This is a genomic window from Pseudomonas sp. OTU750018 (assembly GCF_011636575.1).
In the GTDB taxonomy this organism is placed as follows: Bacteria; Pseudomonadota; Gammaproteobacteria; order Pseudomonadales; family Pseudomonadaceae; genus Aquipseudomonas; species Aquipseudomonas peli.
The window spans coordinates 586,997-611,842 of the sequence record NZ_JAAPAU010000001.1 but is presented as its reverse complement, the minus strand read 5'-3'; the positions used below and the strand labels follow the sequence as shown (position 1 = coordinate 611,842).

Sequence of the window (24,846 nt, the reverse complement as noted above, 5' to 3'; positions counted from 1 at the left end):
TAGCATTCAGCGTCTATTGGGCGACCAATTACCCCAGCGTAGCCCGGTGACTAGCGCTGGGATTCGAAATTAAGCAGTTTGCTGGCAACGCGCTGGCTATCAACTTGGTAGCTGCCGTCTTCAATTGCTTGCTTGAGTTGGGCAACGCGTTCTTTATTGACGGTCGGCTGATCGCGCAACTTCTCACTGACTTTCTGAAGCTGTTGCGCATCACGGCTCAGCTGCACGGACTCACCGCTTTTGCCGGCCTGTTGTGCCTGCTCGGCAGGGTTGGGGACGTTGCCAGGCTGTTTGCCGCTGATGGCTTCGTTCTGGCCACCTGCCTGCGCACTGCCGGCCCGCCCCGAATTGGCTGGCGATGCGGCATTGTTGAGCCGGTTGATGTCAATGACCATGATGCAAAACCTCGAACAGAGTTTGGACGCTTGCCTAGCTTGTCGGCATTGCCCTGGAAAACTTTAGGGCAAAAAAGTGTGCGCCAAATAACAGTCTAAACACAGTGTGGATAATCGTCAGCTCACCGAGTGAACAAAGTTTAAAACAAGAATCATGCCTACATCGCTACTTCAACCTGTCCAGGGCCGATTACACGGGCTCTGATTACTCTGTTCGAGCGTTGATTGCGCACACTGATCTGCTTGCCAATTATGCCGTCAGATAAGGCTTCGCCCTGCATTCGCACGCTGATACCTGCGCTGCGGGCGCTGATAACAACCTGATCACCTTTGCGGATGGCGTCGGCCATTTGTACATGGATGGGCGCAAGCACCTGGTCGGGTAACAAAGGGCGCGTCAATTTTTTGCCGATAGCTTGCTTAAGTGCAGTGAGATAGCCCTGGTTGAGCAGGCCGACATCCCGCTCAGCCAACATCACGTCCATTTGTGTCAACAGGATGTCGCGCTTCAACGGTCGGCTGGCGATCACCACTTCCCGGTACAGGCGCACTTGTCCGGGCACAAACACCGTCCAAGGCGAGGCGCCGTCACAGCGTACGCGCAGGGTGACGCGGCCAATCGGTTCCGCAGGGCTTTCCAAGGTTGTGGTCAGGGGCTGCTGGCACTCTGGCAGACGCAAGCGTGGGTCGAGTCGGTTGATTTGAATCTCATGGCGGCCAGCGATGTTGCTACGCTGTAAATAATCGTTCACCGCTTGCTCAAGAAAAACTTCGCCAGCGCCGATAAGTTGTTCAGGTCGTGTGGCGTTGGCTGTTGCCAAAGCGCTATAGCCGACTGCCAGCAAAGCGGGTACAACTGCCAGCCAGTAGCGGCATTTTGCCAGTGAGTGTCGGTTCGTTGTCGTTTCAGTGTTCATATGGGTCAGATAGCAAGGCGCGTGCCGCCTGCTACGCTGACAGCAATCTGTTACTCAAATAAGGAGTTTGGGTATGGCCGGTGTGATGGATTCGGTTAACCAACGAACTCAGTTGGTTGGGCAGAATCGTTTGGAGTTGTTGCTGTTTCGTCTGAACAGCAACCAGCTGTATGGGATCAATGTTTTCAAGGTGAAAGAGGTGCTGCAGTGCCCCAAGCTCACCATCATGCCGAAATCGAGCCCGGTTGTTCGTGGTGTCGCCAATATCCGTGGCGGCACTATCCCGATTCTTGATTTGTCCATGGCCACCGGCAGCGCGCCGCTGGCTAACATCGACAACAGCTTTGTCATCATCACTGAATACAACACCAAGGTTCAGGGCTTTCTGGTGCACTCGGTAGAGCGCATCGTCAACATGAACTGGGAGTCGATTCATCCACCACCCAAGGGCACCGGTCGTGACCATTACCTCACAGCGGTCACCCACCTTGACGACAAGATGGTTGAAATCATTGATGTCGAGAAGATTCTGGCCGAAGTGGCTCCGACATCTGAGGTTATCTCTGAAGGTGTTCTGAATGCGGAGACCCAGGCTCGCGCGGTCAGTAAACGTGTACTGACTTGCGACGACTCATCGGTGGCGCGTAAACAGGTTACTCGCTGTCTGGAAACTGTCGGCGTGGAGGTGGTTGCGCTGAATGATGGGCGTCAGGCACTGGATTATCTGAAGGCGATGGTGGACGAGGGCAAAAATCCCGCAGAAGAGTTTTTGATGCTGATTTCCGACATCGAGATGCCGGAAATGGATGGCTATACGTTGACCGCGGAGATCCGCGCAGATCCGCGCATGCAAAAGCTGCACATCATCCTGCATACTTCGTTATCGGGCGTGTTCAACCAGGCCATGGTGAAGAAAGTCGGCGCGGATGATTTTCTCGCTAAGTTTCGCCCGGATGACCTGGCTGCACGGGTAGCTGACCGCATCAATATCGCGGCAGGGGACTGAGGGCTTTGCCCTCAGTGAATCATATGTTTGTCGAGGCCTCGCGAGTGTCTACAGGTAATTTGGATTTCGAGCAGTTCCGGACTTTCCTGGAAAAAGCCTGCGGCATCCTGCTTGGCACCAACAAGCAGTATCTGGTTTCCAGTCGGCTCAACAAGTTGATGGAGCAGAACAGCATCAAGACCCTGGGTGAGCTGGTGCAGCGCATGCAGAGTCAGCCACGAAGTGGTCTGCGTGAGCAGGTGGTCGATGCCATGACGACCAATGAAACCCTGTGGTTTCGCGACACTTATCCGTTTGAAGTGCTGAAAAACCGTGTGCTGCCGGAGATGATCAAGGCCAGCCCCGGTCAGCGCCTGCGCATCTGGTCGGCGGCGTGCTCTTCGGGGCAGGAACCTTATTCACTGTCGATGACCATCGACGAGTTCGAGAAGACCAATATCGGTCAGCTCAAGGGTGGTTTGCAGATTGTGGCCACTGACCTCTCGCCGACCATGTTGATCAACTGTAAATCCGGTGAATACGACAGTCTGGCGATGGGGCGTGGGCTTTCCCAGGAGCGTCTGCAGCGCTATTTCGACCCTAAAGGGCCGGGGCGTTGGGTGGTCAAACCAGCCATTCGTAGTCGCATTGAGTTTCGCCCGCTGAACCTGTTGGACAGTTACGCCAGCCTCGGCAAGTTCGATGTGGTGTTCTGCCGTAACGTGCTGATCTACTTCTCGGCTGAGGTGAAGAAGGATATCCTCACGCGCATTCATGCCATGTTGAAGCCGGGCGGTTACCTGTTTCTGGGGGCTTCCGAAGCGCTTAATGGCCTGCCTAACCACTACCAGATGGTGCAGTGCAGTCCTGGGATCATCTACAAAGCGAAGTAACAGTCGTTGTATTGAAAAACGGGAGGCCATTGGCCTCCCGTTTTTTATTGCGGACAGTTTTTAATGCTGGCCTTACGAGTTGCTGACCTGCGTCGCGGGGCTGGGTGGCAGGCACTGGCTGTGGGTATCTGGCTCAAGGTAGGGCTGCAGAATCGGGGCCATGCCCTTGAGCACCTGCACTGGCAGGGCTGAGGTGAAACGGAAGCTTTCTGCAGCGCGGCCTGGGACGAAAGCGGTAAGCGTCCCGTAGTGGCGAGCGCCGAGGTAGAACACGAACGTTGCCGTACGGTTCATCGCCCGCGAGCTGATTACCCGGCCACCGGCGCCAACGGTTTCGATGCGATTGTCGCCAGTGCCGGTTTTGCCGCCGACTTTCAGCGGTTGGCCGTCCGCCTGGATAAAACTACCGAGTAGGCGCCGCGCAGTACCGGCTTCAACCACATCGGCGAGGGCGCTGCGCAACGCGGCCGCAACCTCAGAGGCCATCACTCGTTTGCCCTCGGTTTGATCGCGGACCACCAGGGTGTCATAGGGCGTATCCGCAGCGAAGTGCAGGCTGTCGATGCGAGCTGTGGGCTGCCGAATGCCGTCGTTCTGAATAATTCCAGCCAGTTCGGCCAACGCGGCCGGCCGGTCGCCAGAGCTGCCGATGGCGGTTGCTAGCGACGGGACCAGGTGGGCGAAGGGGTAGCCGAGGTTTTGCCAGCGCCGGTGAATATCGAGGAAGGCCTCCACCTCCAGCATGATGCGGATGCGACTGTCGCGGGCGCTCTTGTGTCTGCTGCGGAACAGCCAGCCGTAGACTTCCTGGCGTTCGTCCTGGCTGGCGGCCACCGCATTGCTGAAGGTCGCTTGCGGTTGTTCGATCAGGTAGCCCAAAAGCCACAATTCAAGCGGGTGGACGCGAGCGATATAGCCCTGATCAGGCAGGCTGTAGGTGCCGGGGCCGTAGCTCTTATAGAGCTCGGCGATGCGCTTATCGCTGAGTTTTTCCTGGGGCAGGTATTTGCGCAGGAAGGCGGCGAAGCTGGCTTCATCGCTATTTGGCATCAGGTAGCGGTGCACGGCGGCAAGGCGTACCGAGGTGTGGCGCAGGCCGTTGAGGAAGGTGTCCAGGCGCTGTTGCTCGGGCTGGCCCTGGTATTTTCGCCAGAAACGCAGCAGGAAGGTGGTGCCTTCACGGTCGGCGAAGTCCTGCAGGTAGGCTTGGCGGCGCGGGTCCTTATCATCCTTGAGCAGTTCGGCGCTGTTGTTCGGGCCCTGGTAGGTGCTGTAGCGCACCAGGTCGCGCATCAGGCGGATAAATGGCAGGTTGAGCGACTCGCGCAGGGCTTCGCGCATGCTGGCGATGCGCTGGTTATCTTCGCGGCGGAAGTTGGCGAAGGTGTGAATGCCGCCGCCAGTGAAGAAACGCTCGCCCGGGCTGGCCGAGTATTTGCGCTCCAGCGCGGCATCCAGCATGGCCGGTAGGCTGGCGTTGGGGGTGCTCTGCAGATAGCCGATGGCCCAGCGGGTGAGGTTGTCCTGAGCGTTGACAGCGCGCAATTCGCTGGCGCTTTGGCCGGCATGGCGCTGGTGCAGCTCGGCAATGATTTCCAGGTAGGTGGCCAGCACCCTGAGCTTGGCGGTGGAGCCCAGCTCCAGCTTGCTGCCTTCATTGATGTCGAACGGCTGGTCTGTGCTGTCGGTTTGCACCCGTACCACGCTGCCGTTACTGGTGCGCTCGAACAAGGTGAAGCTGTAGCGCACATCGGCAGTCTTTTCCGGGGACAGCAGACGCTCGCCAAACAGGCCGATTTGCCCGGCAAACTCCGGGTCGGCCAATTGCTGCAGGTACTGGCTGGCGGCTTGCTGCAGCTGGTTGTTCAGCGTGCTGGTGGCGCTCAGGTCGAGGCGATCCAGGTCATACAGCGGCATGTTGAGCATGGCTGACAGGCGTGCCCGCGAAACGCTGATGCCTTTGTTACCGTCCACCACCTGCAGGTTGGGCTCCAGGGCCCAGTCGCGGTAGACCAGTGACTGGTTCAGTGCCGCATCGCGTAGCGCCGCGTCAATCAGGCCGCCGCCGGCCAGCAGACGGATATGGCTATCGGTCAGTTCGGCCAGGTCATTACGGCCCTGAGCCAGGTAATACGAGGGGCGGCGCTGGGCAATCATCAGGGCCAGTACCTGACGCAGCGCCAGGCCGCGCTCGGCCAGGCTGGCATCTGGCGAGCGCGCCGGGTCGAGCAGCAGATTGACCTGGGTGAAGTCCGCGCCGAACCAGATGCGCAGGCCATCGGCCAGGCCATGCACTTCGCCATGCCCGGGGGCGGCGGAGAGCGGCACGCTATTGAGGTAGTCGCGCACGATATTTTCCCGCGCAGCCAGTGTCTGCGGGCCGCTCTGGTAGGCGCGCACGCTGGCGGAAAGCATCTGCCGCAGTTTCTCCGTGGCCGACAAGGTCAGGCCATCCGGGGAGTGGCGGTACTTCTCCAACTGGGTGGCCAGCGTGCTGCCGCCGGCAGACTGGTCCTGCATGTCCAGCAGCTTGCCAACCTGGGAGATGGCTGCCATCACAAAGCGCGGCCAATCCACCGCCGGATTGGCCAGCGGCTGCTCGGGGTCGAGCAGCTTACGGTTCTCGATAAACAGCAGGCTGCTGGCTACCAGTGGCGGGATGGCGTTGAAGCTTGGGTAGCGCTGTTGCGGGTAGCGAAATTCATAGAAGGGCGTGCCGCTGCAATCACTGATGCGCAGGCCACTCTGGATTTTTTCCGGGTAGGGGATAAACAGGCCTCGCTGGGCATAGCTGAGCAGGGCGGGGGAGAACTGCGCCTGCTGCTGAACGATGTAATTGCGCTGGCCAAGGCGTTCCAGCATCAGGGGCAGGTAGGTATAGCCCTGGCGCTTATCGAAAGGGCCTTCTTTGGGGTAGATGATCGACGGGCTGGGACCTGGCTTGACCTGGTAGCTCAACGTTTGCGCATAGCGGCTGAGTTCCTGAGCCTGAAAGCGTGAGGTGCGCACTTCCTCGGCCAGCCAAAAGCCGGCAGCGATGCACAGCAGTAAAACCAGCAGCCAGAAAGTGACCTTCACTTTACTGATGCGCTTGCGCCGGTTAGGTGGTTCGCCGGCCGGCAGGGTGGTGATATCGAGTTGCCAAGGTGCGCCCATATTCATTTAGCCTGATGTACTCATCCATAGGTTTGACAGGTTGCTGAATAACATCAGCGGGCTTGAGCACTGAGTTCCTCTCAGCTGGCCACTGCCTGTAGTTTAGTCGTTGGTGCAGTAGGTAAGCCGGGATGGGCTTGGCAGCCGGAAGATTTTTTGCTGATTTTTATGCGCGGCTGTTGGATTAAGTGATCAGCGGCAACACCGCGATACGGGAACTGGTGCACGATTGTGGTGATGCTGCGTTGAGGCGCAGTTGGCTGGAATTTTGCCGTGACGGAACAGGCGACGAGTGAGCGATGCAGCGCGATCATCGGGAGCAACTCAACCTCAGTTGGCAGGCCAATGCCGATGCCTGGACGGCAGCCGTGCGCGAGCAGCGCATTGAAAGCCGCCGGTTGGTGACGGATGCCGCCATCGTTCAGGCGATTCTGGCCTTGGCGCCTAAGCGTGTGCTGGATCTGGGGTGTGGCGAGGGCTGGTTGTGCCGTGGGTTGGTCGAACATGGCATCGAGGCGGTTGGCGTGGATGCTTCCGCTCCGCTGATTGCTGTGGCGCAGCAGGCGGCGACAGGTGCGTCGCAGTACCGCGTATGCGGCTATGCCGAGCTGGAAAGTCAGGCCGAGCTGCTGGGCCGTTTCGATGTGCTGGTGTGCAACTTTGCCCTGCTGGAAGAACCCCTGACGCCGACCCTGAATGCTTTGCATGGCCTACTGACGGAGAACGGTCGCTTATTGATCCAGACCCTGCATCCTTGGCGCGCCTGCAATGATGCGAGCTATCGCGACGGTTGGCGGGTGGAAACCTTTGCCGGCTTCGGTGAGGGCTTTGCCCAACCGATGCCCTGGTTCTTTCGCACGCTGGAGTCCTGGCTGGCGTTGTTCAGTGAAACCGGCTGGCGCCTGCAATGGCTGCAGGAGCCGTTGCATCCGGAGAGCGAACAGCCGGTGTCGCTGCTGATGCTGCTGAGTTCCGAGCGCAGCTGAACCGGCTGTACTGCCGATCAATCGACGATAAACAGCCGCGCCCCGTCGGTCGTGGATGAACGATGCGCCTCAGCCTGATCAGCGACCTGATAGCTCATACCTGCTGTCATGACAAAGCGCCGGCCATCCTCCAGCTCGGTGTGCAGTTCGCCTTCGAGGCACAGCAGGATGTGGCCTTTCTTGCACCAATGATCGGCCAGGTAGCCGGCGCTGTACTCGACCATGCGCACGCGAATGTTGCCAAACACCTGGGTGCGCCAGTAGGCCATACCGGTTTCGCCGGCATGTTCGCTGCGCTCAATCTGGCTCCAGTCGGTAACGCCGAATGGGATATCGCTGAGGTTCATGGTGTCAGTCCTTTGCTCAAGCCGCTCAACTGCGGCGTTGACGGTCTTCTGCATAGCGGCGCATCACCCATTGGCCGGCCGGGTGAGCGTGCAGCTCATCAAGGAAGGCCTGGGTCTTGGCATCGTGTCCGGCAATGCCTTCCCACGGCGTACCGGCGGGGGTGAACAGCGGGGCGAACAGGGCGGCGGCGCTGATATCGGCCAGGGTCAGCTGCTCACCGACCAGATAGCGTGATGGATCGCCATGGATGCGCGACTCGATCAGTGCCAGGCCTTCGAGCAATTCGGCCTGGGATTTCGCCACCCGCGGCGGCGTAACGCCATACAGGCGTTGTACGCCGTTGATCAGCACCGGCTTCATCAGGTCGCGCAGGCCCAGCAGCGGGCGGTAGACCTTGAGCATGGCGTGCATCACCGAGTCCCATTGCTTGATCTGGCCGTACAACCAGCGGCGTACATGCACACCCAGGCGGTCGAACTGTTCTTCCAGCTCCAGCACCTCGGCGCGTTGTGCCGCGTCGGTCGGCAGCAGCGGACGCTCTGGATAATGCTGCTCCAGGTACAGGGCGATCTGCGTGGAGTCGCCGATGACCTGCTCGCCATCCTTGAGGATCGGCAGGGTGACGATATTGGCCAGGCGCTTGCTTTTCAGCCGGTGCAGACCAGGAAAGAGGTTATCCACCTGAAAATCGAGGCCCTTGTGGTCCAGGTGCCAGCGGGTTTTTTCGCAGTAGTGGGATATCGGGAACTGATAAAGCGTGCGCATGGTGGGCCCTCGACAATGATGCGCCGAGTGTACGGGCTGTTTGGTCGACTACCCAGTCGCAATCAGCAGTCCAGGCTTTCGTTGGGGGAGCCATTGCCCAGGCCACTGTAGACCTGGGCAAACAGCTTAGGGCGTGCGTTGCAGCTCGACCTTCCCTGTGGCACTGGCCAGCAGATGCTCCGGCAAGTCGAGCAGGTCATCGTCGAAGGTTTCCAGCGGCGGCGGGCGACGTTCGAAACGCGAGCCGAGTACCAGCAGGCAAGGCGTCAGCAGCAGGGTCAGCACGGTGGCGAAGCTCAGGCCGCCAGCGATGGCGCTGGACAGCTGGGTCCACCACTGGGTCGACGGCGCGCCAAAGCCCAGGCTTGGGGTGAGCAGGTCAACGTTGACCCCGATCACCATCGGCACCAGGCCGAGGACCGTGGTCACGGCGGTCAGCAGCACTGGGCGCAAGCGCAGGCTGCCGGTTTCCAGCGCCGCCTCACGCGGCTCCAGACCCTGGCGGCGTAGCTGGTTGTAGGTGTCGATGAGGATAATGTTGTTGTTCACCACGATCCCCGCCAGTGCGATCAGGCCCATACCCACCATCACGATACCGAACGACTGGCCATTGACCAGCAGGCCCATCAGCACTCCGGCGGTGGACAAGACGATAGCCGAGAGCACCAGCAGCGACTGGTAGATGCTGTTGAACTGCGTCACCAGGATGATAAACATCAGGAAAATCGCCACCGCAAAGGCAGTGCCGAGGAACGTCGCGGCTTCACGCTGGTCGGCGTCTTCGCCGGCGAACTTCACCTGCACATCAACGGGCACCTCGCCCATGGCTTCGCGCAGGGCTTGCAGGCGCTCGTCCAGGCGCGCGCCTTCGGCGATGTCGGCCTGTAGGGTGATTGTGCGGTTACCGTCGACCCGGCGCAGGGTGCCGACCTTCGGCGCCTGTTGCAACGAGACGAAATTACTCAGCGGAATCTGCCCGGCCGGGGTGTTCAGGGTCAGGCGGCCGAGCTGGTCGAGGGAGCGCCAGTTGGCCGGCAGGCGCACGCGGATATCCACCTCGTCGGTGGCGTCTTCCGGGCGGTAGGTGGCCAGTTTCAGGCCGTTGGTGACCATCTGCACGGCATTACCCACGCTCAGCACGTCCGCGCCAAAACGCGCGGCCGCCTCGCGGTCGACCTTGACCCGCCATTCGATACCCGGCAGGGCACGGTCATCCTCGACATCCTTGAAGCCGCCCAGGCGCTGCATGTTGGCGCGCACCTGTTCGACCCACTGATCGGCCTTGGCCGGGTCCATGGAACTGACCTGTAGCTTCACGGGTTTGCCGCTGCTGGGGCCTTCTTCCTGTTTGCGGAATTCCAGCACGATGCCCGGGATATCCGCCGTTCGCGTGCTCATGTCGGCGAGAATCTTGCCGGCCGAACGCCGCTCATGCCATTCGACGAACTGGAATTGCAGGGTGCCGATCACGTCCGCACCGAGCTGGCCGTCCGGCTGCGCCAGGGAGCGGGCGTACAGCGCTTTGACCTCGCTCATGCCGAGCAGGCGCTTCTCCACCTGTTGCAGCAGGGCGTCTTTTTCTTGCACTGACAGATCGCCACGGGCGCGCAACCAGATCTGCGCGTTTTCCGGCTCGACTTCGGGGAAGAATTCCACGCCATGGTTAAAGCGGCCATAGGCGGTGTAGATCAGCGCAATCAACGCGAGCATGCCCAGTAAGGTCAGCCCAGGGCGTTTCAGCAACGTAGCGAGCAGGCGGCGATAACCGACGGCGCCACGGCCAGGCTGGGCGGCTTGCGGCAGGGGCTGGCCGCCAGTGACGGCGCCGAGCACCGGCAGAAACACCAGGGCCATGGCCAGCGAAGCGAGCAGGCAGACGATCACCGTGGCTGGCAGGTATTTCATAAACTGGCCGACTACGCCGGGCCAGAACAGCAACGGCAGAAACACCACCAGGGTGGTGGCGGTGGAGGCGATCACCGGCCAGGCCATCCGCGTGGCCGCATTGGCCCAGGCCTGACGCGGGCTTTGCCCCTGATGCAGGTAGCGGTCGGCCAGTTCGGAGACGACGATGGCACCGTCCACCAGCATGCCGGCCACCAGAATCAGGCTGAACAACACGACGATATTCAGGGTGAAACCGAGCATCCAGATCAGCAGGATGCCGCTGAGAAAGGCCCCGGGAATGGTCAGTCCGACTAATAGCGCCGAGCGCATGCCCATGCTCGCCACCACCAGAATCAGCACCAACACGATGGCGGTCATCACGTTGTTGAGCAGGTCACTGAGCATGCTCTGCACCTGCTGCGACTGATCCATGATGTAGCTGACCTTGAGGCCTTCAGGCAGCAGCGGTTGGGCTTTGACCATCAACGCCTTGACCTGCTCGATGGTGTCGATGATGTTCGCGCCGCTGCGCTTGGACACCTCCAGTACCACCGCCGGTTGGCCATTGATCCGCGCGTAACCGGTGGGGTCCTTGAAGGTGCGGTGAATGGTGGCAACGTCGCCGAAGGTCACCACACTGTCGCCGACCACCTTGATCGGCATGGACAGTACGTCTTCGAGGTCTTCGATCACCCCGGGCACTTTCATGCTCATACGCCCGGCACCGGTGTCCAGGCTGCCGGCGGCGACCAGGCGATTGTTGCGGCTGACCAGGTTGAACAGCTCGTTGTAATCGATGCCGTAGCTGTCGAGCACCTGTGGGTCTACGACGATTTCCAGTAGGTCTTCGCGGTCGCCGCCGATTTCCACCGACAACACTTCGGCGATGCCTTCGACGTTCTCTTTCAGGCGCCGGGCGATGTAGACCAATTCGGTTTCGGCAATCGGCCCGGACAGGCCAATCGACAGCACCGGAAACAGCGCCACGTTGACTTCATTGACTGTCGGTTCCTCGGCTTCCTCTGGCAGCTTGCTGCGGGCGGTATCAACCTTCTCACGCACATCGGCCAAGGCCAGTTTGGCGTTGAAGCCAGCATCGAACTCCAGGGTTACCGAGGCATGGCCTTCGCTGGCCATGGAGCGCATTTCCTTGACCCCTTCGAGGCTGCGCAGCTCCTGCTCCAGGGGGCGAACCAGCAGGCGCTCGGCGTCTTCCGGGCTGATGCCTTCGAGGGTTACCGAAACATAGATGATCGGGATGCTGACATCCGGATTGGCTTCCTTGGGGATGGCGAAATACGCCGTCAGCCCGCCCAGCATAAGAAATAGCAGCACCAGCAGGCTGGTGCGGCTGCGATCCAGCGCCGCAGCGATCAGGCCGTGCATATCAGCTACCCCCTTTGGCCAGCTGGCTGATCACCTGCTGGCCCGGCTCGACAAAGCCCTGGCCGAGGGTGATCAAGGCGACCTTGTTAGGCAGGCCGCTGACCCAGGCGCCCTGATTGTCGACGCTGATCAGTTGCACGGGCGTGAACTCTACCTGTTGCTGCTCGTTAACCCACTTGACGCCATGCCGGCCGGCTTTATCCAGGCTCAGCAGGGCGGGCGACAGGCGATGGGCCAGGGCTTCGCCGGTCTGTACATGCAGGGTCGCGCTGGCACCCGCCAGGCGCAGGGCTTGCGGGTTGGCAACCTTGACCTCGATGCGGAAGCTGCGTGAGCCCGGATCGGCGGCGGCGGCGATAAAGTGCAGCTCGCCCTGTAGTTCGCGGCCGTCGAGCAATTCGACCTTCACCGGCTGCCCCAGCTTGAGTTGGGTGACTTCCTGCTGGGCAATCTGCGCACTGACCTTGAGCTGGCTGATGTCCACCAGGGTCAGCAGGCTTTGCCCCGGCTGGACGAAATCGCCCAGCTCGACCATGCGCTGGTCATACACCCCGGCAAAGGGCGCGTTGATTTGCGTGTTGCCCAGCTGAATGCGCGCAAGGTCGAGTTCGGCGCGGGCTTTGGCCAGTTCGCTCTGCAGGCGGATCAGTTCATTGGTGGAAACCAGGTTGCGTTCACGCAGGCGTTCGGCGGCGCTGGCGTCGGCGGCGCGCTGGCGTACATCGGCCTCGCCCTTGGCCACTTGGGCCGGGCGGTTGTCGGTGGAGAGGCTGAGCAGCAACTGACCCTGCTTGACCGGGTTGCCTTTGTCCTGATCCAGGCGCGTCACCGTGCCGCTGATCTGCGAACGCAGCTCGACCCGGCGCCAGGCTTCGATCTGCCCTTGCACCACATGCTGGCGCTGCATCGGGCTGGCTTCCAGCCACTGCACTTCAACCTTGGTCAGACCCTTTTCCGCCACTGGCGCATCGGCCGTGGCGGTTTCCTGGGTCTTGAACAGCGAGCCGCTGAACAGCCACAGCACGAGCAGCAGACTGATGGCGACGGCGATCAACCAGGGGCGTTTGGACAGCTGACTGAACATGGTGGTTACTCGTGGCAATGGGGTTGAGCAAGCAGTTCGGCGGCCTGAGTGCGCAGGCCAGCAATGATGAAATCGGTGACGCGGGCGAAGTACTCATCCAGGGCAATCGGCTCGGCCCAGTGGGCAAAGCCACCGGAGGCGATGCGTGCCATTACCCCGTTGACGCAGGCTTCCACGCCCCATAACAGGTTCTGACAGTCGCTCTGGCTCAGCGCCTGGTTGTTCAGGGCCACGCCGAGCATGTCGCTGAAGAACAGCTGGAATTCGCGCTCTATATCGAGGAATTGCTGGCGGTACGGGCTTTCCAGGCGCTCCTGAAACTCTGGGCGGTCGCAGTGCAGGCACAGCTGCGCCTGGATCGGGTTGGCCAGCATCTGCTCGAAGGCGCGGTGGATCACCCGGCGCATGGCGTCCTGTGCGGGGCTGGCGGCATGCAGCTGGCGCAGTTCCAGCAGGTTGGCGCGGCTGAGGTCGAGCACCAGGCGCGCATACAGCGCTTCCTTGCTGGGGAAGTGCTTGTACACCGTGCCTTTGCCGATGCCGGCGGCAAGCGCCACTTCGGCAATAGTCACGCGGTCCCAAGGCTGCTCGGCAAACAGCTGGCGGGCCGCATCGAGAAGGGTGTTTTCGCGTTGTTCGAAGAGTTGATCTTGGTAGCGCATGCGGATTTGTCGGAGGTTGTGACCGACGGTCATGCTATGACTGTTGGTCACGATGCGGCAAGCCGGCAGTTGTAACAGACTTTGCCGTGATTGGATGGATCAGCGTTTAAGGATGGTGTGATGTGCTGAGTGGTTGCCAGAGTTGCGCATAACGGCCGCTGTCTTTCAGCTCGCGCAGGCCCTGATCGAAGAGTTGCTGTAGGCGTTCGCTCTCAGGCAACTGGCGGGAGAAAATCAGGTGGTAATCCCAGGTATCGTAGGTTTGCGTGGTGGTCAGGTGGGCGCGTTCCTTGGCGCTGAGTTGGTTGAGCACATGGCTGCCCGAGCCTTTGACGATGTCCACCGCATCAATGCGCCCGGCGGCCAGCTTGCGCAGGTTGATCAGCTCATCCCCGCTGGCTTCGTACCGCACCCAGCCGCGCTGTTCGGCTTGCTCCAGCACTGGCATCTTCGCCGAGCCCAACGGAATGCCGATGCGCAGACCATTGAGCTGCTCGGCCCCTGCGAGGCGGCCGTCCCAGCTGATCGGTTTGTCGCGACGGTAGAACAGCACCAGTTCATCGCTGTAGACCACAGCAGAAAACAGACAGTCGGCCTCGCGCTCCGGCGTGCGACCCCAGATGGCCGAGGCTTGCCAGTGACCCTGTTTGACCTCTGTGTAGGCGCGCTTCCAAGGGAAGAAACCGTATTCCACGCTGACGTTCTGGCTGGCGAAGACTTCGCTGATCAACTGCGGCACTACGCCGTAGTGGGGCAGCGATGCGCTGATAAACGGCGGCCATTCGCCGATGGCGATGTGTATTTTTTCCTGGCTATGCAGGGGCTGGCAGAGGCCAGCCCAGAGCAGCAAGACGGAAAGCAAACAACGCATGCAGTGCTCGATATTCAGGCGGCGGGTTATGCAAGCTTAGCCGCGTGCCACGCTGACGCCTTCCAGATTGGCGAAGGAGGTGTCCTTGGCGGTCAGCAGGAAGTCGCGCATAAACGGCGCGTCGAGCATGTCGGTGCGGATGCCGGCATACAGGGTGGCAAACAGCCCCTTATCGCCCAGGCGTTTTGCCGTCACGTAGCCACGCGAACTGTATTCATGCAGCGCCCAGTTGGGCAGGCCACACACGCCGCGGCCGCTGGCCACCAGTTGCATCATCATCACCGTCAGCTCGGAGGTGCGCACCTGCGCTGGTTCGACATCTGCCGGCTCAAGGAAGCGGGTGAAGATGTCCAGGCGGTCGCGTTCCACCGGGTAGGTGATCAAGGTTTCCGTGGCCAGGTCCTGCGGCTTGATGCACGGTTTGCTGGCCAGCGGATGCTGGTTGGCCACGGCGAGCATGGCTTCATAGGTAAACAGTGGCACATAGGTGATGCCGGCCAGCTCCAGTGGATCGCTGGTCACCACCAGGTCCAGATCACCGCGGGCCAGGGCGGGCAGTGGGGCGAAGGAGAAGCCCGAGGCCAGGTCCAGTTCCACTTCCGGCCAGGCATCGCGGAACTGGTCGATGGTCGGCATCAGCCACTGGAAGCAGCTGTGGCATTCGATGGCCATGTGCAGACGGCCGGCGGTGCCACCGGCCAGGCGGGCTAAATCACGCTCGGCACCGCGCAGCAGCGGCAATACCGTATCGGATAGCTGCAACAGGCGCAGGCCGGCGCTGGTAAAACGCACCGGCTTGGTTTTGCGCACGAACAGCGGCATGCCCAGGCGCTCTTCCAACTCCTTGAACTGGTGCGACAGCGCTGATTGCGTCAGGTGCAGGCGTTCGGCGGCATCCACCAGGCTTTCGCTTTCGCGCAGAGCATGCAGGGTTTTCAGGTGGCGCAATTCGAGCATGGCGGGCCTCGGTGTTTGGCGGATCGGCGTTCTAGCGATAAGCAGAACATGAGTAAAACTATAGATCAAGGCGAATGGATTGAGTTTGTCTCACTTAGGCGGGGTGCCGAGAATAGCCAGCATCTTATTGATCTGCTGGAGCGTTCTGACATGGCCCTGTCCCATTCCCTTGGTTTTCCGCGTATCGGTCGCGACCGTGAACTGAAAAAAGCCCTGGAGGCCTACTGGAAGGGCGAACTGGACGAGGCCGGCCTGCGGACTGTGGGTCGTGAACTGCGCGCCGCCCACTGGCAGCTGCAGAAGGACGCTGGCATCGATCTGTTGCCGGTCGGCGACTTTGCCTGGTACGACCAGGTGCTGACGCATTCGCTGAGCTTCGGCGTGATCCCCGAGCGCTTCCGTCCGGCCAACGGCAAGCCGACCCTGGATACCTTGTTCGGCATGGCGCGCGGTGCCGTTGCAAACAAGAGCAGCCAGAGCGCCTGCTGCGCTGCCCATGCGCAAGAGATGACCAAGTGGTTTGATACCAACTACCACTACCTGGTGCCCGAATTCAGCGTCGATCAGCAGTTCCAGCTGAGCTGGGAACAACTGTTCGAGGAAGTCGAAGAAGCCCACGCCCTGGGTCACCGCGTCAAACCGGTGCTGATCGGTCCGCTGACCTATCTCTGGCTGGGCAAAGCCAAGGGTGGCGATTTCGACAAGCTTGACCTGCTGGAGCGGCTGCTGCCGGTCTACGGCGAAATCCTCCAGCGCCTGGCCGCTCAGGGTGTGGAGTGGGTGCAGATCGATGAGCCGATTCTAGTGCTGGACCTGCCGCAAGCCTGGAAGAACGCCTTCGAGCGCGCCTATAACCTGCTGCAGCGCGAGCCCGGCAAGAAACTGATCGCCACCTATTTCGCCGGCCTGGAAGACAACCTCGGCCTGGCCGCCAGCCTGCCGGTGGATGGCCTGCATATCGACCTAGTGCGTGCCCCTGAGCAGTTTCCGACTATCCTCGACCGTTTGCCGGCCTACAAGGTGCTGTCGCTGGGCGTGGTCAACGGCCGTAACGTTTGGCGTACCGATCTGCAAGCGGTGCTGGAGACGTTGCAACAGGCCCAGGAACGCCTGGGTGAGCGTCTGTGGGTGGCGCCGAGCTGTTCGCTATTGCACAGCCCAGTCGACCTGAGCCGCGAGGACAAACTGGATGATGAGCTGAAAAGCTGGCTGGCCTTTGCCGTGCAGAAGTGTGAGGAAGTCGCATTGCTGACCACGGCGCTTAATAACACGCAGGATGCTCAGCTGCAGGTCGCGTTGGCGCAGAGCCAAGCCGTGCAGGCCAGTCGCGCGCAATCTCCGCGTATCCACAAGCCGGCAGTGCAGGCGCGTTTGGCTGCCATTACTGCTGCCGACAGCCAGCGTCAGTCGCCATTTGTCAAACGCATCGAACAGCAGCGCGCACGCTTGCAGTTGCCGGTCTTGCCGACCACCACCATCGGCTCGTTTCCGCAAACCGCCGCCATCCGTCTGGCGCGCCAGGCGTTCAAGGCTGGCAAGCTGTCGGCTGCTGATTACACCGAGGCCATGCACAACGAAATCCGTCATGCCGTCGAGGTGCAGGAAAACCTCGGCCTGGATGTGCTGGTGCACGGTGAGGCCGAGCGCAACGACATGGTCGAGTACTTTGCCGAGCAACTCGACGGCTATGCCTTTACCCGTTTCGGTTGGGTGCAGAGCTACGGCTCGCGCTGCGTCAAACCGGCAGTGATCTACGGCGACCTGAGTCGGCCCAAGGCCATGACTGTGGCCTGGATCGGTTATGCGCAGACCCTTACCCGCAGAGTGATGAAGGGTATGCTGACCGGCCCGGTTACCATGCTGATGTGGTCCTTCCCGCGCGACGACATTTCCCGTGAACAGCAGGCGCGTCAGCTGGCCCTGGCCATTCGTGACGAGGTGGTGGACTTGGAAACGGCCGGGATCAAGATCATCCAGATCGACGAAGCCGCCTTCCGCGAAGGCCTGCCGCTGCGCCAGGCGCAGTGGCAGGGTTACCTGAACTGGGCCACCGAAGCCTTCCGTCTGTGCGCCTCGGGCGTGCGTGACGAAACGCAGATCCATACCCACATGTGCTACAGCGAGTTCAACGACGTGATCGAGTCCATCGCTGCCATGGATGCCGACGTGATCACCATTGAAACCTCGCGTTCGGACATGGAGCTGCTGGAGGCCTTCGAACGCTTCGACTACCCCAACGACATCGGTCCCGGCGTGTATGACATCCATTCGCCACGGGTGCCGGACGGCCGGGAGATGGTCAACTTGCTGCGCAAGGCTGCGCAGCGTATTCCGCTCGAGCGGCTGTGGGTCAACCCGGACTGCGGCCTGAAAACCCGTGCCTGGCCGGAGACCGAAGCGGCGTTGATCAATATGGTGGCGGCGGCTCGTCAGCTGCGTAGCGAACTGGCCTGATCGCCTTCACGAGCAAGCCCCTGTGACTGCCCTGATCGGCTGTCGTAGGGGCTTTCGCTATTTTTTGTCGCGGTAGAAAGACCGCTCGTCTCCCTTCATCAAATTGTCACGCTTGTGTGGCAGCGCGCTCGCACAAACATCACCACACTCGCGTCTTAATGGGGTGCTGCGTTCTGCTGTCCCGGGTCTGGGTGATGTTATGCGTGGGTTGATTCTTCTCGCTGCACTGTTGTGCGGCTTGCCGGTTTTTGCGGCGCAGCGTTGTGATGTAGAGGTGCCGACGCACACGGCGGATGTGGGCGAGGTGCGCCTGGCGTATCAGAGCATTGGTCGCGACAGTGATCCTGCGCTGCTGCTAGTGATGGGCCTGGGCGGGCAGTTGATTCACTGGCCGGATGAAGTGGTGGCGCGACTGTGTCAGCAGGGCTTTCGGGTGATCCGCTTCGATAACCGCGATGTTGGGCTGAGCGCATGGGCTGGCAACGCGCCAGAAATCAATCTGACCTATGAAGCATTGCGTTATCGCCTCGGTCTGTCGGTGGCCGCGCCCTATGGGCTACGCGATATGGCCAAGGATGCCCTGGGCTTGCTGGATGCATTGGCCGTGCGTGAGGTTCACGTGCTTGGGGCGAGCATGGGCGGAATGATTGCCCAGCATATGGCCGACCTTGCACCTGAGCGGGTGCAGAGCCTGACCTTGATTATGACCAGCTCCGGTGCTCAGGGGTTGCCGGCGCCAAGTAGCGCGCTACTGAGTCTGCTGGCCAAACGTGAGGCGCCCAACCGCGCGATAGCCCTGGAGCAGCAGGCCGACCTGCTGGCCGCGCTGGGCAGCCCGGCGGTCAGCGATGACCGGCAGTTACTGCTGCAACAGGCGCAGATTGCCTACGACCGGGCGTTCAACCCCGAAGGTGTGCAACGTCAGTTGTTGGCGATTCTCGCGGAGCCGAGCAGGGTCGAGCTGCTTAACCGTCTGCGCGTGCCAACCCTGGTGGTGCATGGCACGGCCGATCCGCTGCTGCCGGTGATGCACGGCGTGCATGTGGCGGCGCATATCAAGAACAGTGAATTGAGACTGATCCCCGGTCTGGCCCACCGCTTTCAGGAAGCGTTCAAAGAACCCTTGCTAGCGGCGGTGTTGCCGCACCTGCAGGCCCATCGGGGCGATGGGCAGTGGGCACGGTTGTAGTGATACGGCAGGCATTCAGTCGAGGCGTTTGCGCACGCGGGTCACGGCGAGACTGAGGGTCAGCAGGGTAAACAATAGCAATGCTGCCAGCGCCGGCCACTGCTCGCTCAGGTTGGCACCGCGCAACATGATGCCGCGTACCAGGCGCAGAAAATGCGTCAACGGCAATAGCTCCGCCAGCCATTGAGCGACCTTAGGCATGCCGGCAAACGGGAACATAAAACCGGACAGCAATATCTGCGGCAGAAACGTGAAGAATGCCATCTGCATGGCTTGAAACTGGCTGCGGGCCAGGGTTGAGACCAGTACGCCGAGTGACAGGCTGGCGCAGATAAACACCACTATCGCCACATACAACTCACCCAGTGAACCGCGCAGGGGAACGGCAAACAGCAGTTTTCCCAGAAGCAGCACCAGACTGGCCTGCAGCAAACCGATGGCGACAAAGGGCAGCACCTTGCCTAGGGTCAGCTCCCAGGGTGACATCGGTGTGGTGATGAGCATTTCCATGTTGCCGCGCTCACGTTCGCGCACCAGGGCAATGGCCGTGAACATCACCATGGTCATGGTCAGAATCACGCCGATCAGCCCCGGTACCGTATTGATTGGCGCCAGGCGTTGCGGGTTATACAGATTGAGCACTTCGATGCTGTTCACGTCACTGCGTGCGCGACCGGGAAGCGGGAAGGCTGCCAGCTGGCGTGCCGCTGATTGCACCACCTGATCGGAACCATCCACCACGATCTGCAGGGCTGGGCGATCGGCCTGCTCCAGACGCCTCTCGAAATCCCGCGGCAGTACCAGCGCTAGGCTGATCTGGCCCCGGCGCAGCAGTTCTTGCAGCTGCGCTGGGGAACTTAATGAATAACGCAGGTTGAGCACCTGGCTGGCGCCCATAGCGGCCACCAGTTCGCGCGAGCGGGCGGTGTTTGACTGATCCAGAACTGCGGCATCGAGGTTGCGCACATCCATGTTGATGGCATAACCGAAGAGCACCAACTGCAGAGTGGGGATGCCGATAATCATGGCAAAGGTCAGGCGGTCGCGACGCAGCTGGCGCAGTTCCTTGAGGACGATGGCGGCTAGGCGACGCAGGTTCATACTGGGTGGCATGCTGTAGGTTGGGTGGCGTGAAGAGGGCGCTGAGTGACACTGACAAACACGTCCTCAAGGTTCGCCGCTGCCGCTGTGATCCTGGCCGGGATACCGGCAGTCTTGAGGTGGGCAGCTATTTGTTCGGCTGGTTCGCCGGCAGTGCTGGCCATCAGCACGCGCAGGGCGTTGCCAACCTGAGTCAGGGCCAACACACCAGATAGGCTTTGCAGGGCTTGCTGTGCCAGGCGTGGCTGAGGGCATTCAACCAACAGGGGGTGACCGGGCAGATTGGCCATCAGCTCATTGGGGCTGCCGTCGGCAACCAGGCGGCCGCGATCGAGAATACCCAGGCGGGTGCAGCGCTCGGCTTCGTCCATGTAGTGCGTGGACACCAGCAGGGTGGTGCCGGCATCGGCCAACTCGAACAGCGAGTCCCAGAACTCGCGGCGCGACTGCGGGTCGACCGCGCTGGTCGGTTCATCCAGTAGCAGCAGATCGGGTTTGTGCAGCACCGCCCCGGCCAGCGCCAAGCGCTGTTTCTGCCCGCCACTCAGGGTGCCGGCGAGTTGCTTGCGCCGGTCGCCGAGCCAATAGCGCTGCAACAGTTCGTCGATTCGCTGGCGGGCCTGACGCCGATCAAGACCCTGAATGGCGGCAAGGAACTCCAGGTTCTCGCTGATGCTCAGGTCTTCATACAGCGAGAACTTCTGCGTCATATAGCCAATACGCCGTTTCAGCGCTTCGGCATCACGGGGAATCTGGCTGCCCAGTACCTCGATACGACCCGCGCTGGGCAGCAGCAGGCCACAGAGCATGCGAATGGTGGTGGATTTGCCGCAGCCATTCGGGCCGAGAAAACCGAAGACTTCGGCACGACGCACGCTGAGGTTGAGCTGATCGACGGCCAGCAGCTCACCGAAGCGTTTGCTCAGACCTTCAGCGCGAATGACCAGATCATTCCCCGGCATGGTCAATACGCTCGGCGTGCAGTGGCAATCCGGCGGGCAGCTGCCGCGCCGCATCGCCTTCGAGGACAGCTTCGGCGCGGTAGCTGAGGCGACTGGCATCATCACCCACCAGGGCATAGTAGGGGGTGAAACTGGCCTCACTGGCAATGCTGCGGATGCGCGCGGCGACCGGTTCGGCGATGCCTTCGACCTGCACCCGCAGCCGATCGCCAATGGCCAGCTCGGCCCGTTGTGACGCCGGTATAAACAAGCGCGCATAAGGCGCTTGACCGCTCAGCAGGCTGACCAATGTGGCCCCGACCGGCGGCTGGTCACCCGGTTTGAAGGGCAGAGCATCGACGCGACCGGCATGCGGGGCACGCAGGCTCAGGCGTTCAAGGTTGAGCTGCTGCTGCTGCAGTACGGCGCGGGCGGCGGCCAGTGCGGCGCTGGCCTGCTCCAGTTGTTCCACACGGGCACCGGCAGTCAGTTCGTCCAGTTGTGCGCGGGCGTTGTTCAGTTCGGCTCGGGCGCTGTCGCGGTTGGCGCGGGCCTGATCCAGCTCGGCATTGGCGGCCATGCCACGCCTTTGCAGGGCGGCGATGCGCTGAAAGCTGCGCTCGCTCTCGGTGAGCCGCGCCTGGCTACGCGCCATCATGGCCTGGGCGGCTTCGATGTTTTCCAGGCGAGCGCCGTTACTTAGCTCACGCCAGCGGGCGCTGGCCTGTTCGACCTCAGCCTGCGCCTGCGCCGCACGGGCCTGTTGCCGGCGTGGGTCGAGTTCGAGCAGCAGATCTCCGGCCGCGACCTGATCCCCTTCGGCCACCAGCCAGCGCAGAATCGGCTCTGAGGCCTCAGCTGGCAGGGCAATGCGATCCCACTCCAAAGTGCCAGGCAGGCTGTCGAGCGTCTGTGGACCACAACCTGAGCACAGCAGGGCAACTGCCAGTAGCAGGTGTCTAGCGTTCATGAGGGTTCTCCAGGCCGTGTTCGAGCAGGGCGATGGTGTGACGTGCCAAGGCGTCATCATCCAGTTCGGCAGCGGGGAAAAAGCCGCGCCAGATCGGTGCGGCCGCATAGGGGAATAGGGTCAGACCGATCAGCGAAACCACCAGCAGCCGCGGATCGAGGTCAGGGTTGAGGGCCCCGCGTTGCTGGGCCGCCGTGAAGCGCGCTGCAAGCATGTGGGGGAGCAGGGGGGCAAGGCGGCTCATCAGCAGATCGCGTAAACCGCCGCCTTCGCACAGCACCTCGCGCACCCACAGGGGAGGGAGCCAGGGGTGCTGCGCGACGATCCCCCGCATGCCCTGGATAAATCCGCGGACAAGTTCGATGGGTTCATCGCCGATCTGCCGCAAGCTTTGTCCCAGCCCCATCAGCAGTGGCAATACCCGCTCTTCAACCACGGTCGCGAGCAGTTTCTCCTTGTTGCCGAAGTAGTAATTCACCAACGCGGGGGTCACGCCGGCGGCACTGGCAATGACACGCAGGCTGATGTTGGCGATGCCCTGGTGGGAAAACGCGTGGAGTGCGGCATCCAGCAGGCATTCGCGCTGGACAATCGACTCGCCGGCTGGGCGGCCGGGAGCGCGGGGTGTGCTTGGCGAGAGAGGGGGGGCTGAGGTCGTCATAAATTGAATTTAAATTTAAATTTAATTAAATGACAAAAGCGATTTTGTAACGGCCGTCGGGGTGTGTGGAGGGGAGTAAAGCAAGCCCGGCGAACAACTCAAGTGTCCGCCGGGCTAACGGGCTAGCGAGTGCCGAGGAAATCGCGCTTGCCGATGCTGACACAGTTATGGCGCAGGATGGCGTAGGCGGTGGTGTAGTGGAAATAGAAGTTCGGCATGACGTGATCGAGCAGGAAGGCCTGACCCTGGAAGTGGGTTTCCTTGTCGCGGCGCTTGAGGGTGACGGTGCGCGCTTCGCTGCCGTCGATCTGCGCAGCGTCGAGGCTGTGCAGGAAATCCAGGGTTTTGGTGATGCGTGCCTGCAGCTCGGCAAAGCTGGCTTCATCATCGGCATGGCTCGGTGCGTCGACGCCAGCCAGCAGTGCAGCGCCGGCCTTGGCGCCATCACAGGCGATCTGCACCTGGCGGCTTAGTGGAAACATATCGGGTGCCAGGCGCGCGTTGAGAAATACGCTCTGCTCGATCTTCTTCTCTTCGGCGTGGGCGGCGGCGATACCGAGGATAGTCGACAGGTTGTTCAGCTGGCGGGTGAAGACCGGGATGGATGCTTGGTACATGGACAGGGACATGAAAATCTCCAGAAGCGCCGAAGCGGATTGCCCGAGCGCGATTATGTCGAAGGGCGGTACACCGCCGCAGGCAGCGGCGGTGAAGTGGGCTAACAAGCTTTAGAAGCTGTTGATGATCTTGCTGCCGAGCAACGGGCAGTCGATCGTGAGCAATTTTTAGCCGATGGTGATGGGCGGCAGCTGAGTCAGTTCAACGGTCTGCGCTTTGCGCGGGGCGAGGATTTCCGCTTCGCCATCGACCACCAGCTCATCGTTCTGGTTGAACACGCGAGTGGCTACACGCACGCGGAATTTTGGCAGTTTCTCAAGGATTTCAAGACGCACGGTGAGGGTGTCACCGAGCTTTACTGGTGCGGTGAAGCGCATGCTCTGGCCGATGTAAATAGTGCCTGGGCCAGGAAGTTCGCAGGCCACGGCAGCGCTGATCAATGCACCGCTGAACATGCCATGGGCGATACGCTCCTTGAACATGGTGGTGGCAGCATATTCAGCGTCAAGGTGCACCGGGTTGTGATCGCCGGACACTTCGGCAAACAGCTGGATGTCGCGTTCGCTGACGGTCTTGCTGTAGCTGGCGGTCTGGCCGACTTCGAGGGCGTCGTAGGGCGTGTTGCTGCTCTGGGTCATGGGTGACTCTCTTGGCTCTGTTGGTGGCACTGGCGCGGTTGGCTGAGAGCCTGCTGCAACCAGTCGATGATGTAGGCGGTGACGTCGTCGCGGTTGCTCTCGTTGAGCAGCTCATGACGCGCATCGGGATAGAGTTTGACCTGTACGTGCTGGCTGCCTGCGGCGCTCAGGGCATTACCCAGGTCCTGCTGACGGCGGCCGTCGCTGACCGGGTCACAGGCCCCGCCGATCACCAGCAGCGGCAGGCTGTTGTCGATCTGCGCAAGATTTTCCAGCGGGGTGATCTGTTGCAAGCCGCCAAGTAGGTCGACCCACAGCTGATTGCTGCAGCGGAAGCCGCATAGCGGGTCATTGATGTATTTGTCGACTTCCAGCGGGTCGCGGCTCAACCAGTCGAAGGCGGTGCGGTTGGGCTTGAAGGCTTTGTTAAATGAGCCGAACGAAACGAACTCCAGCAGCGCACTGCGCCCCTGCGCCCCTTGCCGCCAGCGCTCGAAGCGTGCCAGCAACTGGCCGGCACGGTACAGCGCCACGGGTTGGTAGTTGGAGCCGGAAAGAATAGCGCCCTGCAGGCTGCAGCTGTGGTGCATCAGGTAGGCCTGACTGATGTAGCTGCCCATGCTGTGGCCGAGCAGGAATATCGGCGTTTGCGGGTGGGTTTGGCGCATATGATGGTTAAGGTGGGCCAGGTCATTGACCACCAGCTCCCAGCCCTTGCTGTCGGCATAGTGGCCGAGCAGACCATGTTCGGCAGTTTTGCCGTGCCCGCGCTGGTCATGCGCATACACCTCGAAGCCTTGTGCCACCAGTGCTTCGGCCAGGCGTGCATAGCGCCCGCTGTGTTCGGCCATGCCGTGAGCGACCATCAGCAACGCTTTCGGCGGCTGTTCGGCGTACCAGCGGTTGACAAAGAGGGGCGCTGCATCGGTGCTATTGAGCCAGAACGCTTGGTGGAGCATGGCGAATTCCTTAAGCCTGCAGA

The 24,846-nt window shown here is 61.3% G+C and carries 22 protein-coding genes; 5 read left to right on the top strand and 17 right to left on the bottom strand.

The window, feature by feature from the left end:
- Window positions 1–50 precede the first annotated feature (50 nt).
- Together flgM and flgA are read right to left on the bottom strand one after the other, a co-directional pair.
- The gene (gene flgM / locus HCI85_RS03005; protein ID WP_160085160.1) at window positions 51–395 is read right to left on the bottom strand and encodes a flagellar biosynthesis anti-sigma factor FlgM; all 345 of its coding nucleotides are present in this window, start codon (window positions 393–395) and stop codon (window positions 51–53) included.
- Between the two features lie 158 nt (window positions 396–553).
- Window positions 554–1,312, bottom strand: coding sequence for a flagellar basal body P-ring formation chaperone FlgA (gene flgA / locus HCI85_RS03000; protein WP_160085159.1), 759 nt, complete (start codon window positions 1,310–1,312; stop codon window positions 554–556).
- A 73-nt stretch (window positions 1,313–1,385) separates the two neighbouring features.
- On the opposite strand from flgA, the gene HCI85_RS02995 reads away from it, so the two are divergent.
- Window positions 1,386–2,318, top strand: a complete 933-nt coding sequence (locus tag HCI85_RS02995; RefSeq protein ID WP_090248441.1) for a chemotaxis protein CheV — start codon at window positions 1,386–1,388, stop codon at window positions 2,316–2,318.
- Between the two features lie 44 nt (window positions 2,319–2,362).
- Window positions 2,363–3,190 (top strand): protein-glutamate O-methyltransferase CheR, encoded by an 828-nt coding sequence (gene cheR / locus HCI85_RS02990; protein WP_160015726.1) that lies wholly within the window; start codon window positions 2,363–2,365, stop codon window positions 3,188–3,190.
- A 72-nt stretch (window positions 3,191–3,262) separates the two neighbouring features.
- On the opposite strand, the gene HCI85_RS02985 is transcribed toward cheR, so the two are convergent.
- The gene (locus tag HCI85_RS02985; RefSeq protein ID WP_167144231.1) at window positions 3,263–6,346 is read right to left on the bottom strand and encodes a transglycosylase domain-containing protein; all 3,084 of its coding nucleotides are present in this window, start codon (window positions 6,344–6,346) and stop codon (window positions 3,263–3,265) included.
- A 299-nt stretch (window positions 6,347–6,645) separates the two neighbouring features.
- Between HCI85_RS02985 and HCI85_RS02980 the strand changes: the two genes are divergently transcribed.
- Window positions 6,646–7,332: a class I SAM-dependent methyltransferase gene (locus HCI85_RS02980; RefSeq protein WP_167141753.1), complete on the top strand. Its 687-nt coding sequence runs from the start codon at window positions 6,646–6,648 to the stop codon at window positions 7,330–7,332.
- Between the two features lie 17 nt (window positions 7,333–7,349).
- Here the strand turns inward: HCI85_RS02980 and HCI85_RS02975 are convergent, their stop codons facing one another.
- The 7 genes from HCI85_RS02975 to metR form a co-directional block, all read right to left on the bottom strand.
- A complete protein-coding gene (locus HCI85_RS02975; protein WP_090248436.1) occupies window positions 7,350–7,679 on the bottom strand; it encodes a DHCW motif cupin fold protein in 330 nt (109 codons plus the stop codon).
- Between the two features lie 25 nt (window positions 7,680–7,704).
- On the bottom strand, window positions 7,705–8,445 hold the full coding sequence (locus HCI85_RS02970) for a glutathione S-transferase family protein (RefSeq protein WP_090248434.1): 741 nt from the start codon (window positions 8,443–8,445) through the stop codon (window positions 7,705–7,707).
- A 126-nt stretch (window positions 8,446–8,571) separates the two neighbouring features.
- Complete coding sequence (locus HCI85_RS02965; protein ID WP_167141750.1) at window positions 8,572–11,718, bottom strand: efflux RND transporter permease subunit; 3,147 nt, start codon at window positions 11,716–11,718, stop codon at window positions 8,572–8,574.
- A gap of 1 nt (window position 11,719) precedes the next feature.
- A complete protein-coding gene (locus HCI85_RS02960; RefSeq protein WP_167141747.1) occupies window positions 11,720–12,802 on the bottom strand; it encodes an efflux RND transporter periplasmic adaptor subunit in 1,083 nt (360 codons plus the stop codon).
- A gap of 5 nt (window positions 12,803–12,807) precedes the next feature.
- Window positions 12,808–13,464: a TetR/AcrR family transcriptional regulator gene (locus HCI85_RS02955; RefSeq protein WP_167144229.1), complete on the bottom strand. Its 657-nt coding sequence runs from the start codon at window positions 13,462–13,464 to the stop codon at window positions 12,808–12,810.
- A 106-nt stretch (window positions 13,465–13,570) separates the two neighbouring features.
- Window positions 13,571–14,335: a substrate-binding periplasmic protein gene (locus HCI85_RS02950; protein ID WP_206677978.1), complete on the bottom strand. Its 765-nt coding sequence runs from the start codon at window positions 14,333–14,335 to the stop codon at window positions 13,571–13,573.
- A 36-nt stretch (window positions 14,336–14,371) separates the two neighbouring features.
- Window positions 14,372–15,292, bottom strand: a complete 921-nt coding sequence (metR, locus tag HCI85_RS02945; RefSeq protein WP_108487605.1) for a transcriptional regulator MetR — start codon at window positions 15,290–15,292, stop codon at window positions 14,372–14,374.
- A 150-nt stretch (window positions 15,293–15,442) separates the two neighbouring features.
- Between metR and metE the strand changes: the two genes are divergently transcribed.
- A complete protein-coding gene (gene metE / locus HCI85_RS02940) occupies window positions 15,443–17,746 on the top strand; it encodes a 5-methyltetrahydropteroyltriglutamate--homocysteine S-methyltransferase (protein ID WP_167141744.1) in 2,304 nt (767 codons plus the stop codon).
- Window positions 17,747–17,945: 199 nt separating this feature from the next.
- A complete protein-coding gene (locus HCI85_RS02935; protein WP_167141741.1) occupies window positions 17,946–18,935 on the top strand; it encodes an alpha/beta fold hydrolase in 990 nt (329 codons plus the stop codon).
- 15 nt (window positions 18,936–18,950) lie between these two features.
- Here the strand turns inward: HCI85_RS02935 and HCI85_RS02930 are convergent, their stop codons facing one another.
- The 7 genes from HCI85_RS02930 to HCI85_RS02900 form a co-directional block, all read right to left on the bottom strand.
- A complete protein-coding gene (locus HCI85_RS02930; protein WP_160085152.1) occupies window positions 18,951–20,036 on the bottom strand; it encodes an ABC transporter permease in 1,086 nt (361 codons plus the stop codon).
- On the bottom strand, window positions 20,033–20,998 hold the full coding sequence (locus HCI85_RS02925) for an ABC transporter ATP-binding protein (protein WP_206677977.1): 966 nt from the start codon (window positions 20,996–20,998) through the stop codon (window positions 20,033–20,035). The genes HCI85_RS02930 and HCI85_RS02925 overlap by 4 nt, the downstream gene beginning before the upstream one ends.
- Complete coding sequence (locus HCI85_RS02920; protein WP_167141738.1) at window positions 20,985–21,947, bottom strand: HlyD family secretion protein; 963 nt, start codon at window positions 21,945–21,947, stop codon at window positions 20,985–20,987. The genes HCI85_RS02925 and HCI85_RS02920 overlap by 14 nt, the downstream gene beginning before the upstream one ends.
- Window positions 21,937–22,608: a TetR/AcrR family transcriptional regulator gene (locus HCI85_RS02915; RefSeq protein ID WP_167141735.1), complete on the bottom strand. Its 672-nt coding sequence runs from the start codon at window positions 22,606–22,608 to the stop codon at window positions 21,937–21,939. The genes HCI85_RS02920 and HCI85_RS02915 overlap by 11 nt, the downstream gene beginning before the upstream one ends.
- A gap of 122 nt (window positions 22,609–22,730) precedes the next feature.
- On the bottom strand, window positions 22,731–23,237 hold the full coding sequence (locus HCI85_RS02910; protein ID WP_167141731.1) for a DUF1993 domain-containing protein: 507 nt from the start codon (window positions 23,235–23,237) through the stop codon (window positions 22,731–22,733).
- Window positions 23,238–23,393: 156 nt separating this feature from the next.
- A complete protein-coding gene (locus tag HCI85_RS02905; RefSeq protein WP_090248421.1) occupies window positions 23,394–23,864 on the bottom strand; it encodes a MaoC family dehydratase in 471 nt (156 codons plus the stop codon).
- Complete coding sequence (locus tag HCI85_RS02900) at window positions 23,861–24,823, bottom strand: alpha/beta hydrolase (RefSeq protein WP_167141728.1); 963 nt, start codon at window positions 24,821–24,823, stop codon at window positions 23,861–23,863. The genes HCI85_RS02905 and HCI85_RS02900 overlap by 4 nt, the downstream gene beginning before the upstream one ends.
- Window positions 24,824–24,846: the final 23 nt, after the last annotated feature.

Excerpts from the sequence above, each read along its gene's own strand:
- HCI85_RS02960 (WP_167141747.1), bottom strand. The coding sequence starts at position 12,802 with ATGTTCAGTCAGCTGTCCAAACGCCCCTGGTTGATCGCCGTCGCCATC.
- HCI85_RS02970 (WP_090248434.1), bottom strand. The coding sequence starts at position 8,445 with ATGCGCACGCTTTATCAGTTCCCGATATCCCACTACTGCGAAAAAACC.
- metR (WP_108487605.1), bottom strand. The coding sequence starts at position 15,292 with ATGCTCGAATTGCGCCACCTGAAAACCCTGCATGCTCTGCGCGAAAGC.
- flgA (WP_160085159.1), bottom strand. The coding sequence starts at position 1,312 with ATGAACACTGAAACGACAACGAACCGACACTCACTGGCAAAATGCCGC.
- HCI85_RS02925 (WP_206677977.1), bottom strand. The coding sequence starts at position 20,998 with ATGCCGGGGAATGATCTGGTCATTCGCGCTGAAGGTCTGAGCAAACGC.
- HCI85_RS02995 (WP_090248441.1), top strand. The coding sequence starts at position 1,386 with ATGGCCGGTGTGATGGATTCGGTTAACCAACGAACTCAGTTGGTTGGG.
- HCI85_RS02955 (WP_167144229.1), bottom strand. The coding sequence starts at position 13,464 with ATGCGCTACCAAGATCAACTCTTCGAACAACGCGAAAACACCCTTCTC.
- HCI85_RS02975 (WP_090248436.1), bottom strand. The coding sequence starts at position 7,679 with ATGAACCTCAGCGATATCCCATTCGGCGTTACCGACTGGAGCCAGATT.
- HCI85_RS02950 (WP_206677978.1), bottom strand. The coding sequence starts at position 14,335 with ATGCGTTGTTTGCTTTCCGTCTTGCTGCTCTGGGCTGGCCTCTGCCAG.
- HCI85_RS02935 (WP_167141741.1), top strand. The coding sequence starts at position 17,946 with ATGCGTGGGTTGATTCTTCTCGCTGCACTGTTGTGCGGCTTGCCGGTT.
- HCI85_RS02900 (WP_167141728.1), bottom strand. The coding sequence starts at position 24,823 with ATGCTCCACCAAGCGTTCTGGCTCAATAGCACCGATGCAGCGCCCCTC.
- HCI85_RS02985 (WP_167144231.1), bottom strand. The coding sequence starts at position 6,346 with ATGGGCGCACCTTGGCAACTCGATATCACCACCCTGCCGGCCGGCGAA.
- HCI85_RS02930 (WP_160085152.1), bottom strand. The coding sequence starts at position 20,036 with ATGAACCTGCGTCGCCTAGCCGCCATCGTCCTCAAGGAACTGCGCCAG.
- metE (WP_167141744.1), top strand. The coding sequence starts at position 15,443 with ATGGCCCTGTCCCATTCCCTTGGTTTTCCGCGTATCGGTCGCGACCGT.
- HCI85_RS02920 (WP_167141738.1), bottom strand. The coding sequence starts at position 21,947 with ATGAACGCTAGACACCTGCTACTGGCAGTTGCCCTGCTGTGCTCAGGT.
- HCI85_RS02915 (WP_167141735.1), bottom strand. The coding sequence starts at position 22,608 with ATGACGACCTCAGCCCCCCCTCTCTCGCCAAGCACACCCCGCGCTCCC.
- flgM (WP_160085160.1), bottom strand. The coding sequence starts at position 395 with ATGGTCATTGACATCAACCGGCTCAACAATGCCGCATCGCCAGCCAAT.
- HCI85_RS02905 (WP_090248421.1), bottom strand. The coding sequence starts at position 23,864 with ATGACCCAGAGCAGCAACACGCCCTACGACGCCCTCGAAGTCGGCCAG.
- HCI85_RS02980 (WP_167141753.1), top strand. The coding sequence starts at position 6,646 with ATGCAGCGCGATCATCGGGAGCAACTCAACCTCAGTTGGCAGGCCAAT.
- HCI85_RS02965 (WP_167141750.1), bottom strand. The coding sequence starts at position 11,718 with ATGCACGGCCTGATCGCTGCGGCGCTGGATCGCAGCCGCACCAGCCTG.
- HCI85_RS02910 (WP_167141731.1), bottom strand. The coding sequence starts at position 23,237 with ATGTCCCTGTCCATGTACCAAGCATCCATCCCGGTCTTCACCCGCCAG.